We start from the raw sequence: 17,720 nt of genomic DNA, 5'->3' as shown, positions 1-17,720 counted from the left end.
TGGCGCAGGATTTTGCCGCCGTGGCGGATAGCCTCGGCTATCGCCGTCTGACCCTGCACCGCACCTTTGTCCCGGAGTCGCAGCCGACGACCCTGGCCCGGCGCATTGTGCGCAGCTGCCAGCAGCGTCAGGGGATCATCGTCTTCGGCAATGACCATCCCGCAGTGCACGACGCGCTGCGCCGCTGCCGGGAGGCGGGCGTCCCGGCGATCACCCTGGCGACGGACCTGCCCGGCGCCGACCGACTCTGCCACGTGGGGATCAATCAGCTGCAGGCTGGCCGCACGGCGGGGTTAATGCTGGGGAGGATGACGCCGCGGCCCGGCGAGGTGCTGATGGTCAGCGGCCGGCAAGATTACAGCGCGCATCGCCTGCGCATTCAGGGGTTTCGCGAGGTGCTGAGCCAGCGCTTTCCCCACCTGCAGCTCAGCGACGTGCTGGCGGGTGAGGAGCGGCGGGAGCAGATCACCCGCCTGCTGGAACAGGCCCTGTGCCGCAGCCGGAATATTGTTGGGATCTATAACACCGGGCTTGGCAATACCCAGATTGCCGAGGCGCTGGCCCGCCACCGCCGCGAAGGCGACGTCTGCTGGATCACCCATGAGCGTTACAACACCACCCGGCAGCAGCTGGCGAAGGGGAGTCTGGCGTTAACGCTCGATCAGAACACCCGCCAACACGCCCAGCTGGCGATCGACCTGATGCTGCGCCATCTGGAGTCCGGCTACCAGCCGCAAACCTATGCCGACGGTAAAGTCGACTTTATCCTCTACAGCGCCGAAAACGTCGACTGAGTCGGTCGGCGTATCCCCTCCTGACCGCATGACTATCCCTGGCGGGTAAATACCCGCCTGGCGGGGAAGCGATCGCGTCAAAGCGTTGTCTGCCTCTCATTTTTCGCTCATTTATGCGGCAATGTTAGATGTCTGTCAAAATTCTGTTACTGCATAGTTTTAAAATTTTCATTTCAGTTATTTACTTATAAAAGTTTCAAATGTCTTGTTAATGAAATAAATGGTCTGAAATCCAGGTTGCGGCGTAAATGGACTAACGTTTCAAAAAAGTGATGAAAAAACAGCCGTAATTTGTGATTTAGATCACGATGGAGTGCGAGAGGTGCCGCAGCGTCGTCGATATCACAGCAGACATTTGCCGCAACGTAACTGAAATTAATTTTTCATTTTGTTTCATTCACCGGCGTACCTACAAAATCAAGGATCAACTATGAATATTAAGAAAACGATTGTTGCCTCTTTGTTAGCCTGCATGCTGCCTGCGGTGGTTATGGCAAAAGACGTCTCTATTGGCGTCTCCATGGCGCTGTTTGACGATAACTTCCTGACGATCCTGCGGACCTCGATGCAAAAAGAGATGAAAAAAGACGGCGTTAAATCGCAGATCGAGGACGCAAAAGGGGATGTCTCCCAGCAGCTGCAGCAGGTGCAAAACTTTATCGGTCAGGGGGTGGACGCCATTATCGTCAACCCGGTGGATACCAATGCGGTGAAACCGATTATGGATCAGGCCACCAAAGCCGGGATCCCGCTGGTGTTTGTGAACCGCCGTCCGCAGGCGGAGCTGACCGACAAGATGGCCTATGTGGGGTCGGATTCCATTCTCGCCGGCCGTCTGCAGATGGAAGCGCTGGCGAAAGCGATGAACGGTAAGGGCAATGTGGCGATCCTGCTCGGCGACCTGGCGAATGAGTCCACCCGCGATCGTACCAAAGGGGTGGAAGAGGTGGTGGCGAAATACCCGAACATCAAAATCGTCCAGAAGCAGACCGCGAAATTTACCCGCAATGACGCCGTGGACGTGGTCAGCAACTGGATGACCAGCGGTGAGGATATCCAGGCCATCGCCTCCAACAACGATGAAATGGCGATCGGCGCCCTGCAGGCACTGGGCAAAAACCCGAACCATATTCTCATCGCTGGCGTGGATGGCACTCCGGATGCCCTGCAGATGCTGAAGAGCGGCAAAATGATCGCCACCATCTTCCAGGATGCGAAAGGCCAGGGTGAAGGCGCAGTCGACGCGGCCATCAAGCTGGCGAATGGCGAGAAAGTGGAAAAAATCATCGACGTGCCGTATCAGCTGATCACCAAAGAGAACATGGCTGAATTTACTAACCGTAATCAGAAATAGTCCTGGCCAACCCGTGGTACGGAGGTGGATGTATGAACGCTTTTGCACTTGAAGCCGAAGGTATCAGTAAGTTCTTCCCCGGCGTGAAGGCGCTCGATAATGTCTCATTGCGCGTGCGTCCGGGAACGGTGCATGCCCTGATGGGCGAGAACGGCGCCGGTAAATCCACGCTGATGAAGTGCCTGATCGGTATCTATCGCCCCGATAAAGGGTCGATTCGCGTGAAAGGGGAGCCGGTGGAGTTTACCGACACCATGGATGCGCTGCGCTCGGGGATCTCGATGATCCACCAGGAGCTCAATCTGGTGCCGCATATGACGGTGGCGGAGAATATCTGGCTGGGGCGCGAGCCGATGAAGTACGGCTTTGTCGACCACGGCCAGCTGACCCGCCAGACCCAGGCGCTGCTGGACAAGCTTAATATCCGCTTAACCGCCGACCGGCTGGTGGGCGACCTGAGCATCGCCGCCCAGCAGATGGTGGAGATTGCCAAAGCAGTCTCGTGGAACGCGGATATCGTGATCATGGATGAGCCCACTTCGGCGCTGACCGAAGGCGAGGTGGCTCACCTGTTCACCATCATCCGCGACCTGCGCGCCCAGGGTAAAGCGATCATCTATATCAGTCACAAAATGGATGAGATCTTTGCCATTACCGATGAGATCAGCGTGTTTCGCGACGGCACCTGGGTGGGGAGCAAAAACACCACCGAATTTACCCGGCAGTCGCTGATCACCCAGATGGTGGGCCGCGAATTAACTCAGCTGTTTCCGAAATTTAATAACACCATCGGCGAAGAGGTGCTGACGGTGCGCAACCTGACGCGCCAGGGCGTGTTCCATGACGTCAGCTTTACTGTACGCCGCGGTGAAATCCTTGGCGTGGCCGGGCTGGTGGGCGCCGGGCGCAGCGAGGTGATGGAAAGCCTGTTCGGTATGGAGCGCTTCGACAGCGGCGAAGTGCTGATCGACGGGGCGCCGGTGACCATTGATTCCCCCTCCGTGGCGATTGAAAAGGGGATGGCGTTATTAACCGAAGATCGCAAAAAGTCGGGCCTGTTTCTGGTGCTGTCGGTGCTGGAAAATATGAGTATCGTCAAAATGCCGGAATATATCGGCAAGAGCGGTTTTGTCCAGCACGTGAAAATGGCCGAAGACTGCATGGAGCAAATTCGCCGGCTCAATATTAAAACGCCGACGATGGATCAAATTATTAATAACCTCAGCGGGGGGAATCAGCAAAAAGTCCTGATTGCGCGCTGGCTGTTAGCGCAACCGAAAATCTTAATTCTCGATGAGCCGACCCGCGGTATCGACGTCGGGGCGAAGGCGGAGATTTATCATCTGATCAGTGAACTGGCGAATCGGGGGGTGGCGGTCATTATGGTCTCCTCTGAGCTGCCGGAAATCCTTGGCATGAGTGATCGGGTTATGGTGATGCATGAAGGCCGTATCACCGGCATCCTGGAAAAAGACGAAGCCGACCAGGAAACCATTTTGTCGTTGGCATCCCATTGAGGCACAGAGAATGAGTAATATGAAATTAACGGCGGCTCCGGCCAGCGAGGGTTCCTCCTTCTTCGCTAATTTGCGGCATAAAATGCCGAAAGATACCGGCATCTTTGTGGTGATGCTGGTCATTGCCCTGACTTTTGAAATTGCCGGCTGGTATGTTCGCGACCAGTCGTTCCTGCTCAATACCAACCGCCTGGTGCTGATTGTGCTGCAGGTGGCGATCATCGGCATCATCGCCGTCGGCGTCACCCAGGTGATCATCACCACCGGGATTGACCTCTCCTCCGGCTCGGTTATCGCCCTTGCGGCGGTGGTGGCGGCGAGCCTGGCGCAAACTTCCGACAGCCTGTCGCCGATGTTCCCGGCGCTGGTCAACCTGCCGGCGGTGATCCCCATTTGCGCGGGGATCGGCGTCGGCCTGCTGTGCGGGCTGACCAACGGTTTTCTGGTGACGCGGACCGGTATTCCGCCGTTTATCGCCACCCTCGGGATGATGGTTTCGGCGCGCGGTCTGGCGCAGTATTACACCCAGGGCAACCCGATCAGCTTCCTCTCCGACAGCTTTACGGCGATAGGTCAGGGGGCGATGCCGGTGATTATCTTCTTCGTGATCGCCGCCGTGTTTCACATTGCGCTGAAGCATACCCGTTATGGCAAATATGTGTATGCCATCGGCGGCAACATGACCTCGGCCAAAGTGTCCGGCATCAATGTGAATAAGTACCTGGTGATTGTCTACACCATCGCCGGGGCGCTCTCCGGGCTGGCGGGAGTGGTGCTGGCGGCGCGCGTCAGCAGCGGCCAGTCGAGCATGGGGATGTCCTACGAGCTGGACGCGATTGCCGCCGCGGTGATCGGCGGCAGCAGCTTAATGGGCGGGGTGGGGCGCATTACCGGCACCCTGATTGGCGCGATGATCCTTGGTCTGATCAAAAGCGGTTTTACCTTTGTCGGCGTCGATGCCTACGTGCAGGATATTATTAAGGGCATCATTATTGTCGCCGCGGTGACCATCGACATGCGTCGCAACCGGAAAAAACACTAATCTTATCAACGGGCGGCAGCGGCAAAGGATGTCGTTGCCGCCCGTCCTGTCCAGAAATAAACAAAATACGCCCCGCCAGGCGCGGCCAGTCTGTTTTGCCCACGCGGCTCATCCTGTACAGTTTTGCCACTTCCGTTGTCCATTCGTCAGGGGGCCCATGCGTGGCCTCCGGTTTCTGGAGTCGTATGAATACACCATCCGTTGTCAAATCCTCGCCGCTCTGGCGACCGGCAAGCAGAGGCATTATCGTCACGCTGATCGCCGGACTGGCGATCCTGGCGCTCGGTCAGGGCGTGAATTTGCCGGCCAGAGAGGTTTACCGTGAGATGCAGACCCGCCAGCTGGAGGAGGATGCGCAGTGGGTGGCGCAACGCCTTGAGCGGCGAATGAACACGCCGGCGCCGCAGCGGGAAGCCGCCTGGCCGTTGGCGGCGATGCGCGCCGAACTCCATACCCTCGCCCGGCAGCGGCATTATCGGCTGCTGCTGGTGAATGGCGACGGGCATCTGCTGGCGGCGTCGCATGCGCTGCCGGCCAGCGTACTGGCCCAGGTGCAGGCGCAGTTCCCCAGGGAGATGCAGCCGCCGCTGTTCGGCAGCCACTACCAGACTATCCAGCCTTTCGCCCCGAACCAGCGGATGTTAACCCGCGCGCTGAACGGCGAGGCGGGGCTAACGGGCTGGAATCTGGTGGTGCTGGCGCCGGACGGCGGATTGCCCTCGTTACTGATGGCTTACCGCTGGCCGGTGACGATCGGCCTGGGCATGCTGTTTGCCGGTGCGCTGCTGGCGGTGAGGCAGGCAGCGCACGCCCGGCGAAAACGCTAATTGCCGACGGCGCCGTCAGGGATGGCGAAACTGCAGGGTGGCGGGGAGGTAGCGCTGGAGCGGCTCCGGCGCCTGGCCGTCGATCAGCTGGCTGAGCAGATCGTAGCAGTGCCAGGCCAGCTGGCGATTATCCTGCTGCACGGTATCAATGCGCAGGGAAAGCGAATCATACAGGTAGTGATCGTCGAAGCTGGCGAGATGAATATTGGAGTCCAGCAGATGATGCTGGCTCATGTAGCGCAGGACCCCTTCGAGCAGTCCGCAGGCCGCGGTAAATAAGGCCTTCGGCGGACGTCCCAGCCGCGCGCAGAGCGCCGCGAACATCTCATACCCGGAGCTGGGGTGGTAGTTACCGTTGATCACCCACTCAGGGCGCAGCGTGACCCCCGCCTGAGCCAGGCCTTGCGTGAATCCCGCCAGCCGGTCGCGCGACGGCGACAGCCGCGGCTGGCCGCCGAGAAACCAGAACTCGTCCGCATGCTGAGGCGCAATGCGGGAGATCAGCTCGGCGGTTGGCGTCACCGAGTCGGTCATCACCAGCGGCAGGGCGCTGTCGCTGGGGGAGCGGTCAAACAGCACCACCGGCAGCTGTTCGCTGAGCTTCAGGTAGTCGGCATCGCTGTGCATGCACGAGGCGACGATCAGCCCGTCGACCTGGCGGGCAATCATATTATTGACCACCACGCTCTCCTGGCCGGGGTTTTCGTCGGTGCAGGAGATAAGCAGCTGCACGCCAGCTTCCCGGCAGAGCGTCTCAAGCTCATGGGAGAAAACGGCAAACCCGTAGTTGGTGATCTCCGGTACCACCAGGCCAATGGTATGGCTGCGGTTATCGCGCAGCGAGCGCGCATGAATGCTGGGCTGATAGTGCTGCTCGCGGGCGATCGCCAGCACGCGCTCGCGCGTCTCCTGCGCCACGCGCAGCTCTTTGCCACGGCCGTTGAGCACCAGACTGGCGGTCGCTTTGGAGACGCCCGCCAGTTCGGCGATATCTTTGATAGTTACGCGTTTGGTTTTCATCACCACTCAGGAGCCTGAAAGCAAAACGCTTATACTACCATGCATGGCCGCAGCAGCCAGCGGCAGAATGCCACCGGCGTCGCACCGCTGAAGATTAACTGCCCCGGATAGCCCGGGAAGAAGCGGCTGCTCATCACCCCTTCGCCATCGTTGATGAAAATTTCCACGCTGGAGCGGTCGATAAAGATCCGCAGGCGCCGCGCTTCGCCGCGCCAGTAGCGGTGATGCATCTCGGCGGTCTGCAGCCCGCGGCGCGACAGACGCAGGCCGTCGCGGTTGACGGTGAGCTGCAGGGCGCCGGCAAAGTCCAGCCCCAGCGTACTGTTGGGAGCGATGTCAAAGGCCAGCTCCATCGGGGCGAGGGACAGGGTCTGCCCGCGCCAGCCCTGGGCTTCCTCGCGCAGAGCGGCCAGCTCGCGCAGCGGGCGCTGATACAGGGTGCCCGCCTGCCACTCCAGCTCGCGCACGCAGGTCATCTGGTGGATCCATCCCTGTGCGCGGGTGGGTTGATGCATCTCTTCCCCGTCCGGGACGCCCATCCAGCCGACCAGCAGACGGCGGCCATCCTCGGCCAGCATGGTCTGCGGCGCGTAGAACTCAAACCCGCTGTCCAGCTCGTGCAGCGGGCCGTGGTCGAAGGTGCCGCGTTCGGCGTCGAAGCGGCCTGCCATCCACACCGCCGGATAGGTATTGAGAAAGCGCTGCGCTTCGCGGGCTAGCCCCTGCGGGCAGCAGATCAGCAGGTGGGTATCCGCCAGCGGAAAGAGATCCGGGCACTCCCACATATAGCCGCCGTTCGCCAGACCGTTAACGCCATGTCCGGCGATCTCGCCCACCAGGCGCCACTCCCGCAGATCGCTGGCGGTGAACAGCAGCACTTTACCGTGCTGTTGCAAATCCTGCGCGCCGAGGACCATGTACCAGCGCCCGTCCTGCTGCCACACCTTGGGGTCGCGTACATGGCCGGTGTAACCGTCAGGGAGCGGCAGCACCGGCCCCAGCTTGCGGAAGGTGCCATCGGCATTTTCCGTCGCCAGGCACTGCCAGGCGGTGCGCCCGCCGTCGGGGAATTTCACGTTGCCGGTGTAGCACAGGGTCAGGGCGCCCTCGAACTCGACCGCGCTGCCGGAGTAGCAGCCGTTGCGGTCATACTCTTCGTCCGGCATCAGGGCGATAGGTTCATGCCGCCAGTGCAGCAGATCGGCTGAACTCCAGTGTCCCCAGCACTTATAGGTATGGTCACAGGTGAGCGGGTTCCACTGATAAAACAGGTGGTAACGCCCGGCGACCTGGCAAAAGCCGTTGGGATCGTTCAGCAGTCCGCTGACCGGCGCCAGATGCCATTGCGGATAATGGCTGTCGGCCAGCGCCTGCGGCTGGCCCTGCATAACGGCCTGCAGGATCGCAGGCAGGCGTGACGGTAATGACATTATTCAGCGTCCGTTTTGTATTTCAGCGTCAGAGAGAGCATGAAGGCCACGGCGAAGGCGATCGCCATTCCGATAATGTAGTTCAGCAGCGAGCTGGCCTGCACGATGGCCATCCCCGGGATCGCCGTCAGGCCCACCGCGGTCATATAGACGTGCATTGACACCACCCAGGCGCCGCCGGCGGCACCACCGACCAGCGCGGCGATGAACGGCTTCACAAAGCGCAGGTTAATCCCGAAGATTGCCGCTTCCGTGATCCCCAGCATCGCCGAAAACGCCGACGGCAGGGTGATGGCTTTGATTTTGGCATCTTTGGTTTTAAACCACACCGCAAAGCAGGCGCCGCCCTGAGCGACGTTGGCCATCGCCCAGATCGGCAACAGGAAGTTGACGCCAATCGATGGGTTGCCCAGCAGACCCGCCTCGATGGCATGGAAGCTGTGATGGATACCGGTAATGACGATCACCGAGTAGAGGCCGCCGAACAGCAGGCCCGCCAGCCAGCCGGCGTGGCTGATAAGCGTGCTGAGGATAAACGAAATACCGTCGCCGAGCGCGCGACCGGCCGGGCCGATCAGCAGCAGGGCGATAAAGCCGGAGATAATCACCGTCAGGAACGGGGTGAGGATCAGGTCCAGCGCGTCAGGGATAACGCGGCGCAGCCGTTTCTCGACCATGCTCATAAACCACACCGCCAGCAGCACCGGGAAGACGGTGCCCTGGTAGCCGATCATCGCCACTTCGATGCCGAAGAAATTCATGGTGTGGAAGCCGGCGGCGACGCCCCAGGCGTTGGTCAGCGCCGGGTGGGTGAGGATCCCGCCAAGGGTCGCGCCCAGATAAGGGTTACCGCCAAATTCGCGGGCGGCGGTAAAGCCGATCAGGATCGGCAGAATGATAAACGCTGCCGAGCTGCACATATCCAGCATGATATAGATAGCGTTGCTCGGGTCGACCCAACCGTAGGTTTTCACCATCCCCAGCAGGCCCATCAGCAGGCCGGAGGCGACGATGGCGGGAATAATCGGTACGAAAATGTTGGACAGCAGGCGGGCGATGCGCTGGAACGGGTTCAGCTTTTTCGCGGCCAGGTCGGCGGCTTCGGATTTGCTTGATTCGCTGATGCCTGCGGCCTGGATAAAGGCGGCATAGACTTTATTGACCACCCCGGTGCCGAAGATGATCTGCATCTGTCCGGCATTGCGAAAGCAGCCTTTCACCCCGTCGATTTTGCCAATGGCCTGTTGGTCGGCGAGCGCGTCGTCGACCAGCACCAGCCGCAGGCGGGTGGCGCAGTGTGCGGCGCTGGCGATATTTTCCTTGCCGCCCAGCAGGGGAAGCAGTGAGCGGGAAATCTGATCAAAATCCATAGTACCCTCTAAATGCATGATGATATGGCGTGGGCGGCGCCAGCCGTGGCAGGCGCCGCGAACCTTATATTTATGTGTTATTTACCCTGTCGTCCGGGTTACCGTCAGAACCAGGTCTCCATTTGCATACCGAACGACCATTCGCCGCCCGATTTGAACCCGTTGCTGCCTAATGCATCATCGTTGGCGTAGTTATCCAGTTTTTTGCTCCAGTCCATCCACGATGTATAGAAGCGGATCTCCGGACGCGAGAAGAAGTCGCCGATGCTGCCCACCTTGAAGGTTGGGGCGAAGGTCAGCTTGTAGAAGCTGCCGTTCACCGCGTGGCGATCGTTGTAGCCTTCAGGCTGCAGATCCATGTACTGATAGCTGCCCTCCCAGGCGAGGGCGAAGTTCTGCGTCACTTCCTGAATCAGGCGCAGGTTGAGAGTGGCCCACTGATAGCTGTCGCCATCGACATAACGATCTTTACTGCTCTGCGCCAGCACGGCCGGGGCAATAAACCAGCGATCGTTCAGCGGCGTGGTGCCGTAGCTGGCGAAGCGCCAGGTATTGGCCCCCGGGCGCAGCGCACCGTCGGAGCCGATGCCTTTAACCTCGGCGCCCAGCCCGTGGCCATACAGCAGGGCCGTTTTGCTGGTCCCGTCGCGCAGGCCATAGAAGCTCTCATTGTGCAGGCCCAGCAGAGCATGGACCCCGGTGTTAGCGGCATCGCCTTTCACCAGATTGCCGTTCGTGTCCTGCCGTTCGTCATTATCTTTCGCCCGCATCCCGCTGACCATCATCTGCACCGGGCCGGCAAAGTTATTCATGCTGACGATATAGTTCTGCACGCTGTTGCTGCTGTCAGCGATATCGCCAAAGTTGCGGCCGTATAACGAGAAGTTGCTGCGCAGGCTGTCGTTCCATTTCACGTCGTAGATCCCGCCGCCGGTCCCGGCGAGGAACACCACATCCGAGTCAATCCAGTGGATGTCGAAGTTGTCACGGTCAAAGCGTTTCCCGGCCCACAGGGTCGAGCCTTTGAACGGGCCTTCGAAGGTGGGCAGGTTGCCCAGCTCGACAAATGCCTGGCGCACGTTCAGGTCGCTGCTGCTTGCCGTCCAGTCGTTATAGGTGGTTTGCCCGTCGGCCACCATCACTTTGAAACGGGTGGTCGCCCCGTTGTCCAGCGTCTGTTTATGTTCGAGGTTCATTTCCACATAGGTGTCGGCCTGGTTGCCCAGACGACCAATGGCGCCACCGGTCTCCCCGGCGGGGGTCATATAAGCGCCGGATTTGGTGCTGGCGGCCGAGTCGTTCATGATCACGCCGGAACGGGCATAGCCGTGGAACTCAAAGCCGCCAGGCCGTTCGGCTTTTTCTTCCAGCTGAGTGGTGCGCTTGGCCACCTGCTGGGTGGTGACCTGGGTTTGCTGCTGCTGCTGGGTTAACTGCTGAACTTTCTGCTCCGCCGAGGCGGCACGGCTTTCGGCAGTGCTGGCGCGGGTTTCGGCGTCCTGCAGGCGTTTTTCCAGGGCGGCGAGACGCGCTTCAATGCTGTTCAGGTCTGTCTGCCCATGGGCGGCGGCGGTGCCGGTTAGCAAAGCAATAAGAATGGCTAACTTCCGTTTTTTATACATGCTGTTGACATCCAAAGGTGAAAATCAGTGAGTGTGCTAACTTTTGCTAAACCGGTTTAGTTAATATGGTAAACATGTCAGTAACGCGGTGAAAATAAAAATTGCTAAACCGGTTTAAGAATTGTGATGTCGCCAGCAAAGTGGGCCGTTCGCCGGCCCAACGGGATCACAGTGAGCGCTGAAGATCGTCCCTGTAGGGCAGGGCGGTCATGGCGCCTTTGGCGGTGGTGGCCAGCGCGCCGCAGGTTTGCGCCAGCGTAAGGTCGGGAGCCAGCGCGGCGAGGTTGTCAGGGATACCGTGAGCGGCGAGGCCGGCGAGCAGCCCGGCGACAAAGGCATCGCCGGCGCCGGTGGTATCAACGGCCACCACCGGGCGAGCGGGGAAGTGGCTAACCTGCCCGCGCAGGGCGGCCTGGACCCCCGCTTTGCCCTGGGTCACCAGCAGCAGCGTCGGCTGGAAGCGGGCGTTCAGCCGGGCGATGCCGCTGACGATGTCGTCGCTGCCGCTGACAAAGGCCAGCTCCTCTTCCGAGAGTTTTATGGCGTCGGCGAGGGCCAGCGCCCGGTCGAGACATTCACGCAGGTCCTGCGGATCCTGCCACAGGTCGCTGCGGATATTGGGGTCGAAGCTGACATAGCCCCCGGCGCGTTTTATCGCCTCCATTGCCGCGAATGCCGTGCTGCGGCTCGGCTCGGCGCTGAGAGCGATGGAGCAGACGTGCAGCCACTGGCCGGCGGCAAACGGCGGGAGATCCTCGGGCTGAAGGAACAGGTCGGCGCTCGGACGGACCATAAAGGTAAAGGTGCGCTCCCCGTGCTGATCGAGATCGACCACCACCGTGGAGGTGCGCTGCGCCGCATCGAGGCGCATGTAATTCACATCGACCTGCTCCTGCGCCAGGGTGTGACGCATAAAGCGGCCGAAGGGATCGTCGCCGACGCGGCCAATAAACCCGCTGTCGCCGCCGAGCCGCGCCACGCCGACCGCGACGTTGGCCGGTGCGCCGCCGGGGCATTGCAGCAGGCGGCCCTCGCCATCGGGCAGGAGATCAACGACCGCATCGCCGAGTACCCAGATTTTTCCATTCATTCGACAAATTCCTCTTAGCTAAACTATGTTAAACCGGTTTAGCTAATTAAAGCATAGCCCACCGGTAAGCGGAACGATCGGGTCACGAAACAGGGAGGTGAGGGTAAAAAATGTGAGCCAGGCGAAATATTTCGCCACTCCAGATCTGGACTTTTCCTTCCCCACCCGCTTAGGTATAGTTCAACAGGTCGCGGTTAGCCCCGCCGCGGTGGCCAAAGGTAAAGGAGTGCGCAGCGCGATGAACCCCAGTTTTGGCGATATTTACGATCGGTACCAGAATCTGACGCTGACCACGCATCTGCCGGCGGTGATCGCCTGCAGTGAAACGCTGAGTTTGGGCAAAGACCAGGGCTTTATTCCGCAGCCGGGCTATCTCTACTTTCTGCTGCAGGGGCAAATGACGTTGGCCTTTGGCGATGAGCAGAACCTGGTCGGGATTGTTATCGCGCATATGCCGTTAGGATTACTGGAACATTATTGTCCGTCGGTCGCGCTCTATTATCGGTGTCTGGGCGAGTGCCAGTTGGCGAAAATAACCGCCAGCGATTTTGAGCGAATATTCTTTCATTCGTCGCCGGGCTATATGCAAGAGCTGACCACGATCCTGGCCTATATGGGCATATTTGCCCTTGATGCCCACTATGAACGCGGCAGCCAGACCAGTTTTCAGACCATTAAATCGATGCTGTCGCGCTATTTATATCGCAGCGAAATTGATGGTGGTCAGCATGAGAGCCTGTCGGCATTTATTATTAAACGAACCAATCTCTCGCGCAGCTATGTGTACCAGGTGCTGGCCGCGCTGCGCGAGGGGGGATATATCACGGTGAAAAAAGGCAAGCTGATCTCCATCGACCGTCATATTCCTGAGAAATTCTGAACCCGATTCGGCAGATTCACGCCATCACGTTGCTATCACCGCCAGGGAAAGCGCTAAGCGCGCTTTTTCCCCGGCCCCGTTACGTCTGAATCTGGCTGTTTTATTTAGTTAACCTTTCACTCTGGAGTTATTTTATGACCCTGGATTATGTTGCGCTGGCCATTCTGATCGCCGTGGCCTTAATACTGTTTTATGGCGTGATTGTTATTCACGATATTCCTTATGAAATTGCCAAAGAGCGGCGCCATCCTCATCAGGATGCGATTCATTATGCCGGCTGGGTTAGCTTATTTACCCTGCACGCGCTGTGGCCTTTGTTATGGATCTGGGCAACGCTGTGGCGCGAAGATCGCGGGTGGGGAATGCGCCACATTGCCGACGATCAGCAGGCGCTGCATCAGCGTCTGGAAACGGTGGTCCAGCAACTGGAACAGGTCCAGCGCGAGGTGGCTGCGCTGAAAGCGGAGGAGGCAAACTAATGGAAACATTAATGTTACTGACCTACGCCGCGTTGTGCATTGTGGTGTTTAAGGTCTTCCGCATCCCGCTCAATAAGTGGACCGTACCGACGGCGGTGCTCGGCGGTATCGCCCTGATTGGCGCGGTGATCTTCGGGATGAACTACAACTTCCCGTATACCGACGTTGGTAACCAGGTGTTTCGCACCGTGCCGATTGTGTCGCAGGTGCGCGGCCGGGTGCAGAGCGTACCGGTGAAGCCTAACCAGATGCTGCATAAGGGCGATGTGCTGTTTACCCTCGACCCGACGCCGTTCCAGGCAAAAGTAGACGATCTGCAGGCGCAGATAAAAGCGGCCAGTCAGGATGCGCTCTCCTTAAACGCGGCGTTAAGCCAGGCGCAGGCCGAGCTGAGCAGAGCGGTGGCCCAGCGCGACCAGTCGCGGCGGGAATATGCCCGCTATCGGGAGGGTCATGCCCAGGGCGCCTTCTCCGATCAAATGGTTGATACCCGTCTGCAGACGTGGAAGGCCGATGAAGCCAGCGTCAGCGCGGCTCAGGCAAAGGTGGTGCAGGCGCGCAACGCGCTGGAATCGGTGGTGAAGGGCAAAAATACTACCGTGGCCTCTCTGCTGGCGCAGTTGCAGAAAGCGCAGTTTCAGCTGGATAACACTGTCGTCCGCGCCCCGGAAGACGGCTATGTCAGCACCGTCGGCTTACGGCCGGGTACCATGTCCACTGCCCTGGGGATGATCCCGCTGATGACCTTTGTGCCGGTGGAGGGCGCCGCCTCGCGGGAGTACGTCGCGGCATTTCGCCAGAACGCCCTGCAGCGTCTGCACAAAGGCGAGCCCGCGGAGCTGATGTTTCCGGCTATCCCGGGCACCGTCTTTCGCGGAGAAGTGGCCGACGTGCTGCCGGCGATTGGCGAGAGTCAGTTTCAGGGGCAGGGCAAATTGCTGACCACAGACGCGCTCAATACCCATGGCCGGGCGCTGGTGGTGCTGAAGGTGACCGATCCGCGATTTGCCGAATACGCTCTGCCGCAGGGGGCCACCCTTGAGGCGGCGGTCTACTCGGATCACCTGAAAGAGCTGTCGCTGATCAGGAAGATCCTGATCCGCATGAAAAGCTGGGAAAACTACCTCTATCTCGATCACTAAGCCGGCGGGCGCAGGGCGGACGTGCCGCCCCGCGCCGCAGTCAGGCCTCGCTGTCCACCAGGCCGTCAATAATGACCTGCCGCACCCCCTGCGAACAGGGTTCAATACGCCCGCGCACCCCATAGACGGCCGCCAGGGTCTCGGGGGTGATGACCGCGGCCGGGGTGCCGTCGCCGAGCAACTGGCCCGCCTTGAGCATCAGCACGTGGTCGGCATGACGCAGGGCAATATTGATATCGTGCACCACCACCAGGGTTACGATGTTGCGCCGTCGGGTCTCCCGGCGTACCAGATCCATCACGTGAAACTGGTAGTTGAGGTCAAGGGCGCTGAGCGGTTCGTCGAGCAGCAGCAGGCGCGGCTGGCGGATCAGCGACTGGGCGAGACCCACCAGCTGCTTTTGCCCGCCGGAGAGCTGATCGAGGTAGCTCATCGCCAGATGGGCAATCCCCAGCTGCCGCAGCAGCGCCATCACCTCCTCCTGGTGCTGCGGACTGTGGCGTCCTCCGGCGGCGCGCTGGGCAACGATAATCGACTCCAGCACATGCAGATGCACGCCGGCGGGCAGCGTCTGCGGAAGATAGACCACCTGCTCTGCGCGACGTGAGAACGGCTGCGTCAGCAGATTTTCCCCCTCCAGCAGCAGCTCGCCGCGGCAGGGTCCCAGACCCGCCATCGCCCGCATTAACGTTGATTTACCGCTGCCGTTTGGCCCCAGCAGCGCGGTGATTTTCCCTCGCGGCAGATGGGGAACCGTCAGGTTCTCGATCACCTTGCGTCTGGGGTAGCCGGCGCTGAAGTAAGACAGCGACAGCCCGGATAACGTCTGGTCGCTCATGCCTGCCCCCGATGACGTAAAATAATGCTCAAAAAGAACGGGACCCCGACCAGGGAAGTGACGATCCCCACCGGAATAATGGCCCCCGGGATCAGGTTCTTCGAGGCGATGGAGGCCAGGGAGAGCACCAGAGCGCCGATCAGCGCGCTGGCGGGCAGATAAAAGCGATGGTCTTCGCCGAAGAGCATCCGCGCAATATGCGGCGCCACCAGGCCGATAAAGCCGATTGGCCCGACAAAGGCCACCGAAAGCGCCGACAGTATGCTGATCCGCAGCAGCGTGGTCAGGCGCAGGCGGCGAACGTTAATGCCAAAACTGATGGCCCGGTCCTCGCCCAGCCGCAGGGCGGTCAGCTTCCACGCGCTGCGCAGCGACAGGGGCATCACCAGCGCCAGGGCGACCAGCAGGATGGCGACTTTGCTCCAGGAGGCGCGGTCGATGCTGCCCATGGTCCAGAACACCAGCCCCTGCAGCGTGTCTTCGTTGGCGATGAACTGCAGCATCGAGACCAGGGCGTTAAAGGTAAAGACCAGCGCGATGCCGAACAGGATGACCCCGGAGGTGGCCACCTGGGTCCAGCGGGTGATGCCGTCCAGCAGCAGGGCCGCCAGCAGGGCGAAGATAAAGGCGTTGGCCGAGATAAACCACTGGCCGGGAATACCGGGCAGGCCAATACCCAGCACAATCGCCAGCGCGGCGCCAAACGCCGCAGCCGAGGAGACGCCAAGGGTAAACGGACTGGCCAGAGGGTTATTGAGGATGGTCTGCATTTCGGCGCCGGCCAGTCCCAGCGCCAGACCGACGATAATCGCCATCACCGCATAGGGCAGACGGATATCCCAGACGATGGCGCGCGTGCCCGGATCGGCGCTGGCCGGATCGGTTAACGTCTGCCACAGGCTCTGCAGCGGCAGACCGGAGGGGCCGAGCATAAAATCGAGCAGCAGCGACGCGACAATCAACAGCGCCAGCAGGAGCATCAGCAGCAGACGGCGACGCACGATACGGCGATAGTCATCTATCACGCCAGAGGTCCCGGCGGGCAGCCCGTCGAGCACGGAGTCGGAGGTTAAACGCATGCCGGATTACTCGCTCTGCTGCCAGGAGAAGACGAACGGCTGGTCCGGCAGGTCGGTGAAATGGCGCACGATATAATGGTAAGTCTCATCCGGGTTGAGATCGCCGAAGGCCTGCGGGTAGATATCTTTCGCCAGGTATTCCATGCCGACAATATTCCACGGGTGGTTATAGAAGTGGTGATAGACGCCATAGGCCCGCTTTGCCTGTACCGCCGGGATCTGGCTGACCCCAGGTCGCGCCAGCAGGATCTGCGCCTGGGCCTTCACCGCCTCCGGCTTAACCTCATAACCCAGGGGCAGCACCTGGCTGTTGCCGCGCTTCGAGCCGGTCATGATCCAGGCGTCGGGCTTCATGCTGATGATTTTCTCCAGCGAGACGAACCCGGAGGCGCCCGGCAGCAGCTGCGAACCGATATTGTTCGCCCCGACCGCCTCCACCAGCCCGCCCCAGCCGCTGTGGCCGTGGGTAAAGCAGCAGGCGTCGCTGTTGCCGGCCAGCGCTTCCACGAAGACGTTGGCCTTCGGCGTGATGGCCGCGGTTTTCTGGCGAATCGTCTGCAGCTGCTGACGATAGTAATCGGTAAAGGCTTTGGCCTGGCTCTCGCGGTTAAGGACTTTGCCCAGCAGGTCGATGCTGGGGGCGGTATCTTTCGCCGGGTCGATCTCATAGTCGACAAACAGCACCGGAACGTGCAGGGCGCTGAGCTTGTCGATGACGCCGCTCTCCATCAGCGCTGGCCTGGCGCGCAGCTGGGCGATCATCAGATCCGGCTGACGGGCGATGACGCTTTCAAGATCGACGTTCCCTTTGTCGCTGAAGCCCATGTCAAGGATCGTGACCGACTGCGGCCACGTCGTTTTCAGCATCTGCCAGGTGGCAACATCCTGCTTTTTCGCCAGATTATTCCATGCCACCAGCCGTTTAAACGGATTGTCCCGGTCCAGCAGGGCGAGGGTCATAATGTCGCGGCCATCCTGCAAAATAATACGCTGTGGCTCTTTGGCCAGGGTGACCTGCCGGCCGTCGAGGTCAGTAACCGTCAGGGGATATTGGGTTGCATAGCTGAAGAGGGGCGTCGCGATCAGCGCAGTAAGTAACAGCGATCTTACTGATTTTCTTGCCATAAAAGGAGTTCCGTTTGCCAATTTATAAATATAATGATTCTGAGAATTATTCTCGAACAAACATCAACGGCAAGTATATCAAGGACAAATTTCATAAAATGTAACAAACAT

15 protein-coding genes and 1 pseudogene are annotated in these 17,720 nt (G+C 60.0%); 8 read left to right on the top strand and 8 right to left on the bottom strand.

Annotated elements, in window-relative coordinates; all coding sequences use genetic code 11:
- The 5 genes and pseudogenes from CW267_RS13625 to CW267_RS13605 all read left to right on the top strand — a co-directional run.
- The coding region (locus CW267_RS13625; RefSeq protein WP_101148630.1) for a substrate-binding domain-containing protein at positions 1–794 on the top strand (794 nt) is incomplete at its 5' end.
- Positions 795–1,224: 430 nt separating this feature from the next.
- Positions 1,225–2,148: a sugar ABC transporter substrate-binding protein gene (locus CW267_RS13620; protein ID WP_002892597.1), complete on the top strand. Its 924-nt coding sequence runs from the start codon at positions 1,225–1,227 to the stop codon at positions 2,146–2,148.
- A gap of 32 nt (positions 2,149–2,180) precedes the next feature.
- Positions 2,181–3,665: a sugar ABC transporter ATP-binding protein gene (locus tag CW267_RS13615; RefSeq protein WP_004202401.1), complete on the top strand. Its 1,485-nt coding sequence runs from the start codon at positions 2,181–2,183 to the stop codon at positions 3,663–3,665.
- Positions 3,666–3,684: 19 nt separating this feature from the next.
- Positions 3,685–4,707 (top strand): ABC transporter permease, encoded by a 1,023-nt coding sequence (locus CW267_RS13610; protein WP_004152946.1) that lies wholly within the window; start codon positions 3,685–3,687, stop codon positions 4,705–4,707.
- 185 nt (positions 4,708–4,892) lie between these two features.
- Positions 4,893–5,502: pseudogene (locus CW267_RS13605) on the top strand (hypothetical protein).
- Positions 5,503–5,549: 47 nt separating this feature from the next.
- Here CW267_RS13605 and CW267_RS13600 read toward each other — a convergent pair.
- From CW267_RS13600 to CW267_RS13580, 5 genes are all read right to left on the bottom strand, one after another.
- Entirely contained in the window at positions 5,550–6,560 is a 1,011-nt protein-coding gene (locus CW267_RS13600; protein WP_162494424.1) for a LacI family DNA-binding transcriptional regulator, read from the bottom strand.
- Between the two features lie 23 nt (positions 6,561–6,583).
- Positions 6,584–7,984, bottom strand: coding sequence for a sucrose-6-phosphate hydrolase (locus tag CW267_RS13595; protein WP_100781064.1), 1,401 nt, complete (start codon positions 7,982–7,984; stop codon positions 6,584–6,586).
- A complete protein-coding gene (locus tag CW267_RS13590; RefSeq protein ID WP_008805497.1) occupies positions 7,984–9,354 on the bottom strand; it encodes a sucrose-specific PTS transporter subunit IIBC in 1,371 nt (456 codons plus the stop codon). The genes CW267_RS13595 and CW267_RS13590 overlap by 1 nt, the downstream gene beginning before the upstream one ends.
- A 104-nt stretch (positions 9,355–9,458) precedes the next feature.
- Positions 9,459–10,976 carry a carbohydrate porin gene (locus CW267_RS13585; protein ID WP_023297165.1) on the bottom strand — a complete coding sequence of 506 codons (1,518 nt, stop codon included), beginning with the start codon at positions 10,974–10,976 and terminating at the stop codon, positions 9,459–9,461.
- A gap of 166 nt (positions 10,977–11,142) precedes the next feature.
- The gene (locus tag CW267_RS13580) at positions 11,143–12,066 is read right to left on the bottom strand and encodes an aminoimidazole riboside kinase (RefSeq protein ID WP_023297166.1); all 924 of its coding nucleotides are present in this window, start codon (positions 12,064–12,066) and stop codon (positions 11,143–11,145) included.
- A gap of 238 nt (positions 12,067–12,304) precedes the next feature.
- On the opposite strand from CW267_RS13580, the gene CW267_RS13575 reads away from it, so the two are divergent.
- The 3 genes from CW267_RS13575 to CW267_RS13565 all read left to right on the top strand — a co-directional run bounded on the left by CW267_RS13575 (position 12,305) and on the right by CW267_RS13565 (position 14,567).
- Positions 12,305–12,946 carry a helix-turn-helix domain-containing protein gene (locus CW267_RS13575; RefSeq protein WP_072121882.1) on the top strand — a complete coding sequence of 214 codons (642 nt, stop codon included), beginning with the start codon at positions 12,305–12,307 and terminating at the stop codon, positions 12,944–12,946.
- A gap of 134 nt (positions 12,947–13,080) precedes the next feature.
- Entirely contained in the window at positions 13,081–13,425 is a 345-nt protein-coding gene (locus CW267_RS13570; RefSeq protein ID WP_008805501.1) for a DUF3302 domain-containing protein, read from the top strand.
- Positions 13,425–14,567, top strand: a complete 1,143-nt coding sequence (locus CW267_RS13565) for an HlyD family secretion protein (RefSeq protein WP_023297168.1) — start codon at positions 13,425–13,427, stop codon at positions 14,565–14,567. Before CW267_RS13570 ends, CW267_RS13565 begins: the two co-directional genes overlap by 1 nt.
- A 40-nt stretch (positions 14,568–14,607) precedes the next feature.
- On the opposite strand, the gene CW267_RS13560 is transcribed toward CW267_RS13565, so the two are convergent.
- Genes CW267_RS13560 through CW267_RS13550 form a run of 3 tightly spaced genes read right to left on the bottom strand, consistent with a single transcriptional unit; the run spans position 14,608 to position 17,609 of the window.
- Positions 14,608–15,405: an ABC transporter ATP-binding protein gene (locus CW267_RS13560; RefSeq protein WP_008805503.1), complete on the bottom strand. Its 798-nt coding sequence runs from the start codon at positions 15,403–15,405 to the stop codon at positions 14,608–14,610.
- Complete coding sequence (locus CW267_RS13555; protein WP_162494475.1) at positions 15,402–16,430, bottom strand: FecCD family ABC transporter permease; 1,029 nt, start codon at positions 16,428–16,430, stop codon at positions 15,402–15,404. The genes CW267_RS13560 and CW267_RS13555 overlap by 4 nt, the downstream gene beginning before the upstream one ends.
- Positions 16,431–16,490: 60 nt before the next feature.
- Complete coding sequence (locus CW267_RS13550; RefSeq protein ID WP_100781063.1) at positions 16,491–17,609, bottom strand: ABC transporter substrate-binding protein; 1,119 nt, start codon at positions 17,607–17,609, stop codon at positions 16,491–16,493.
- Between the last annotated feature and the right edge of the window lie 111 nt (positions 17,610–17,720).

Origin of the sequence: Klebsiella sp. X1-16S-Nf21, assembly GCF_002837615.1 — a bacterium.
Taxonomy (GTDB): Bacteria; Pseudomonadota; Gammaproteobacteria; order Enterobacterales; family Enterobacteriaceae; genus Klebsiella; species Klebsiella variicola.
Note: the sequence above shows the minus strand (reverse complement) of the source record. Positions and strands in the feature narration are given on the sequence as shown.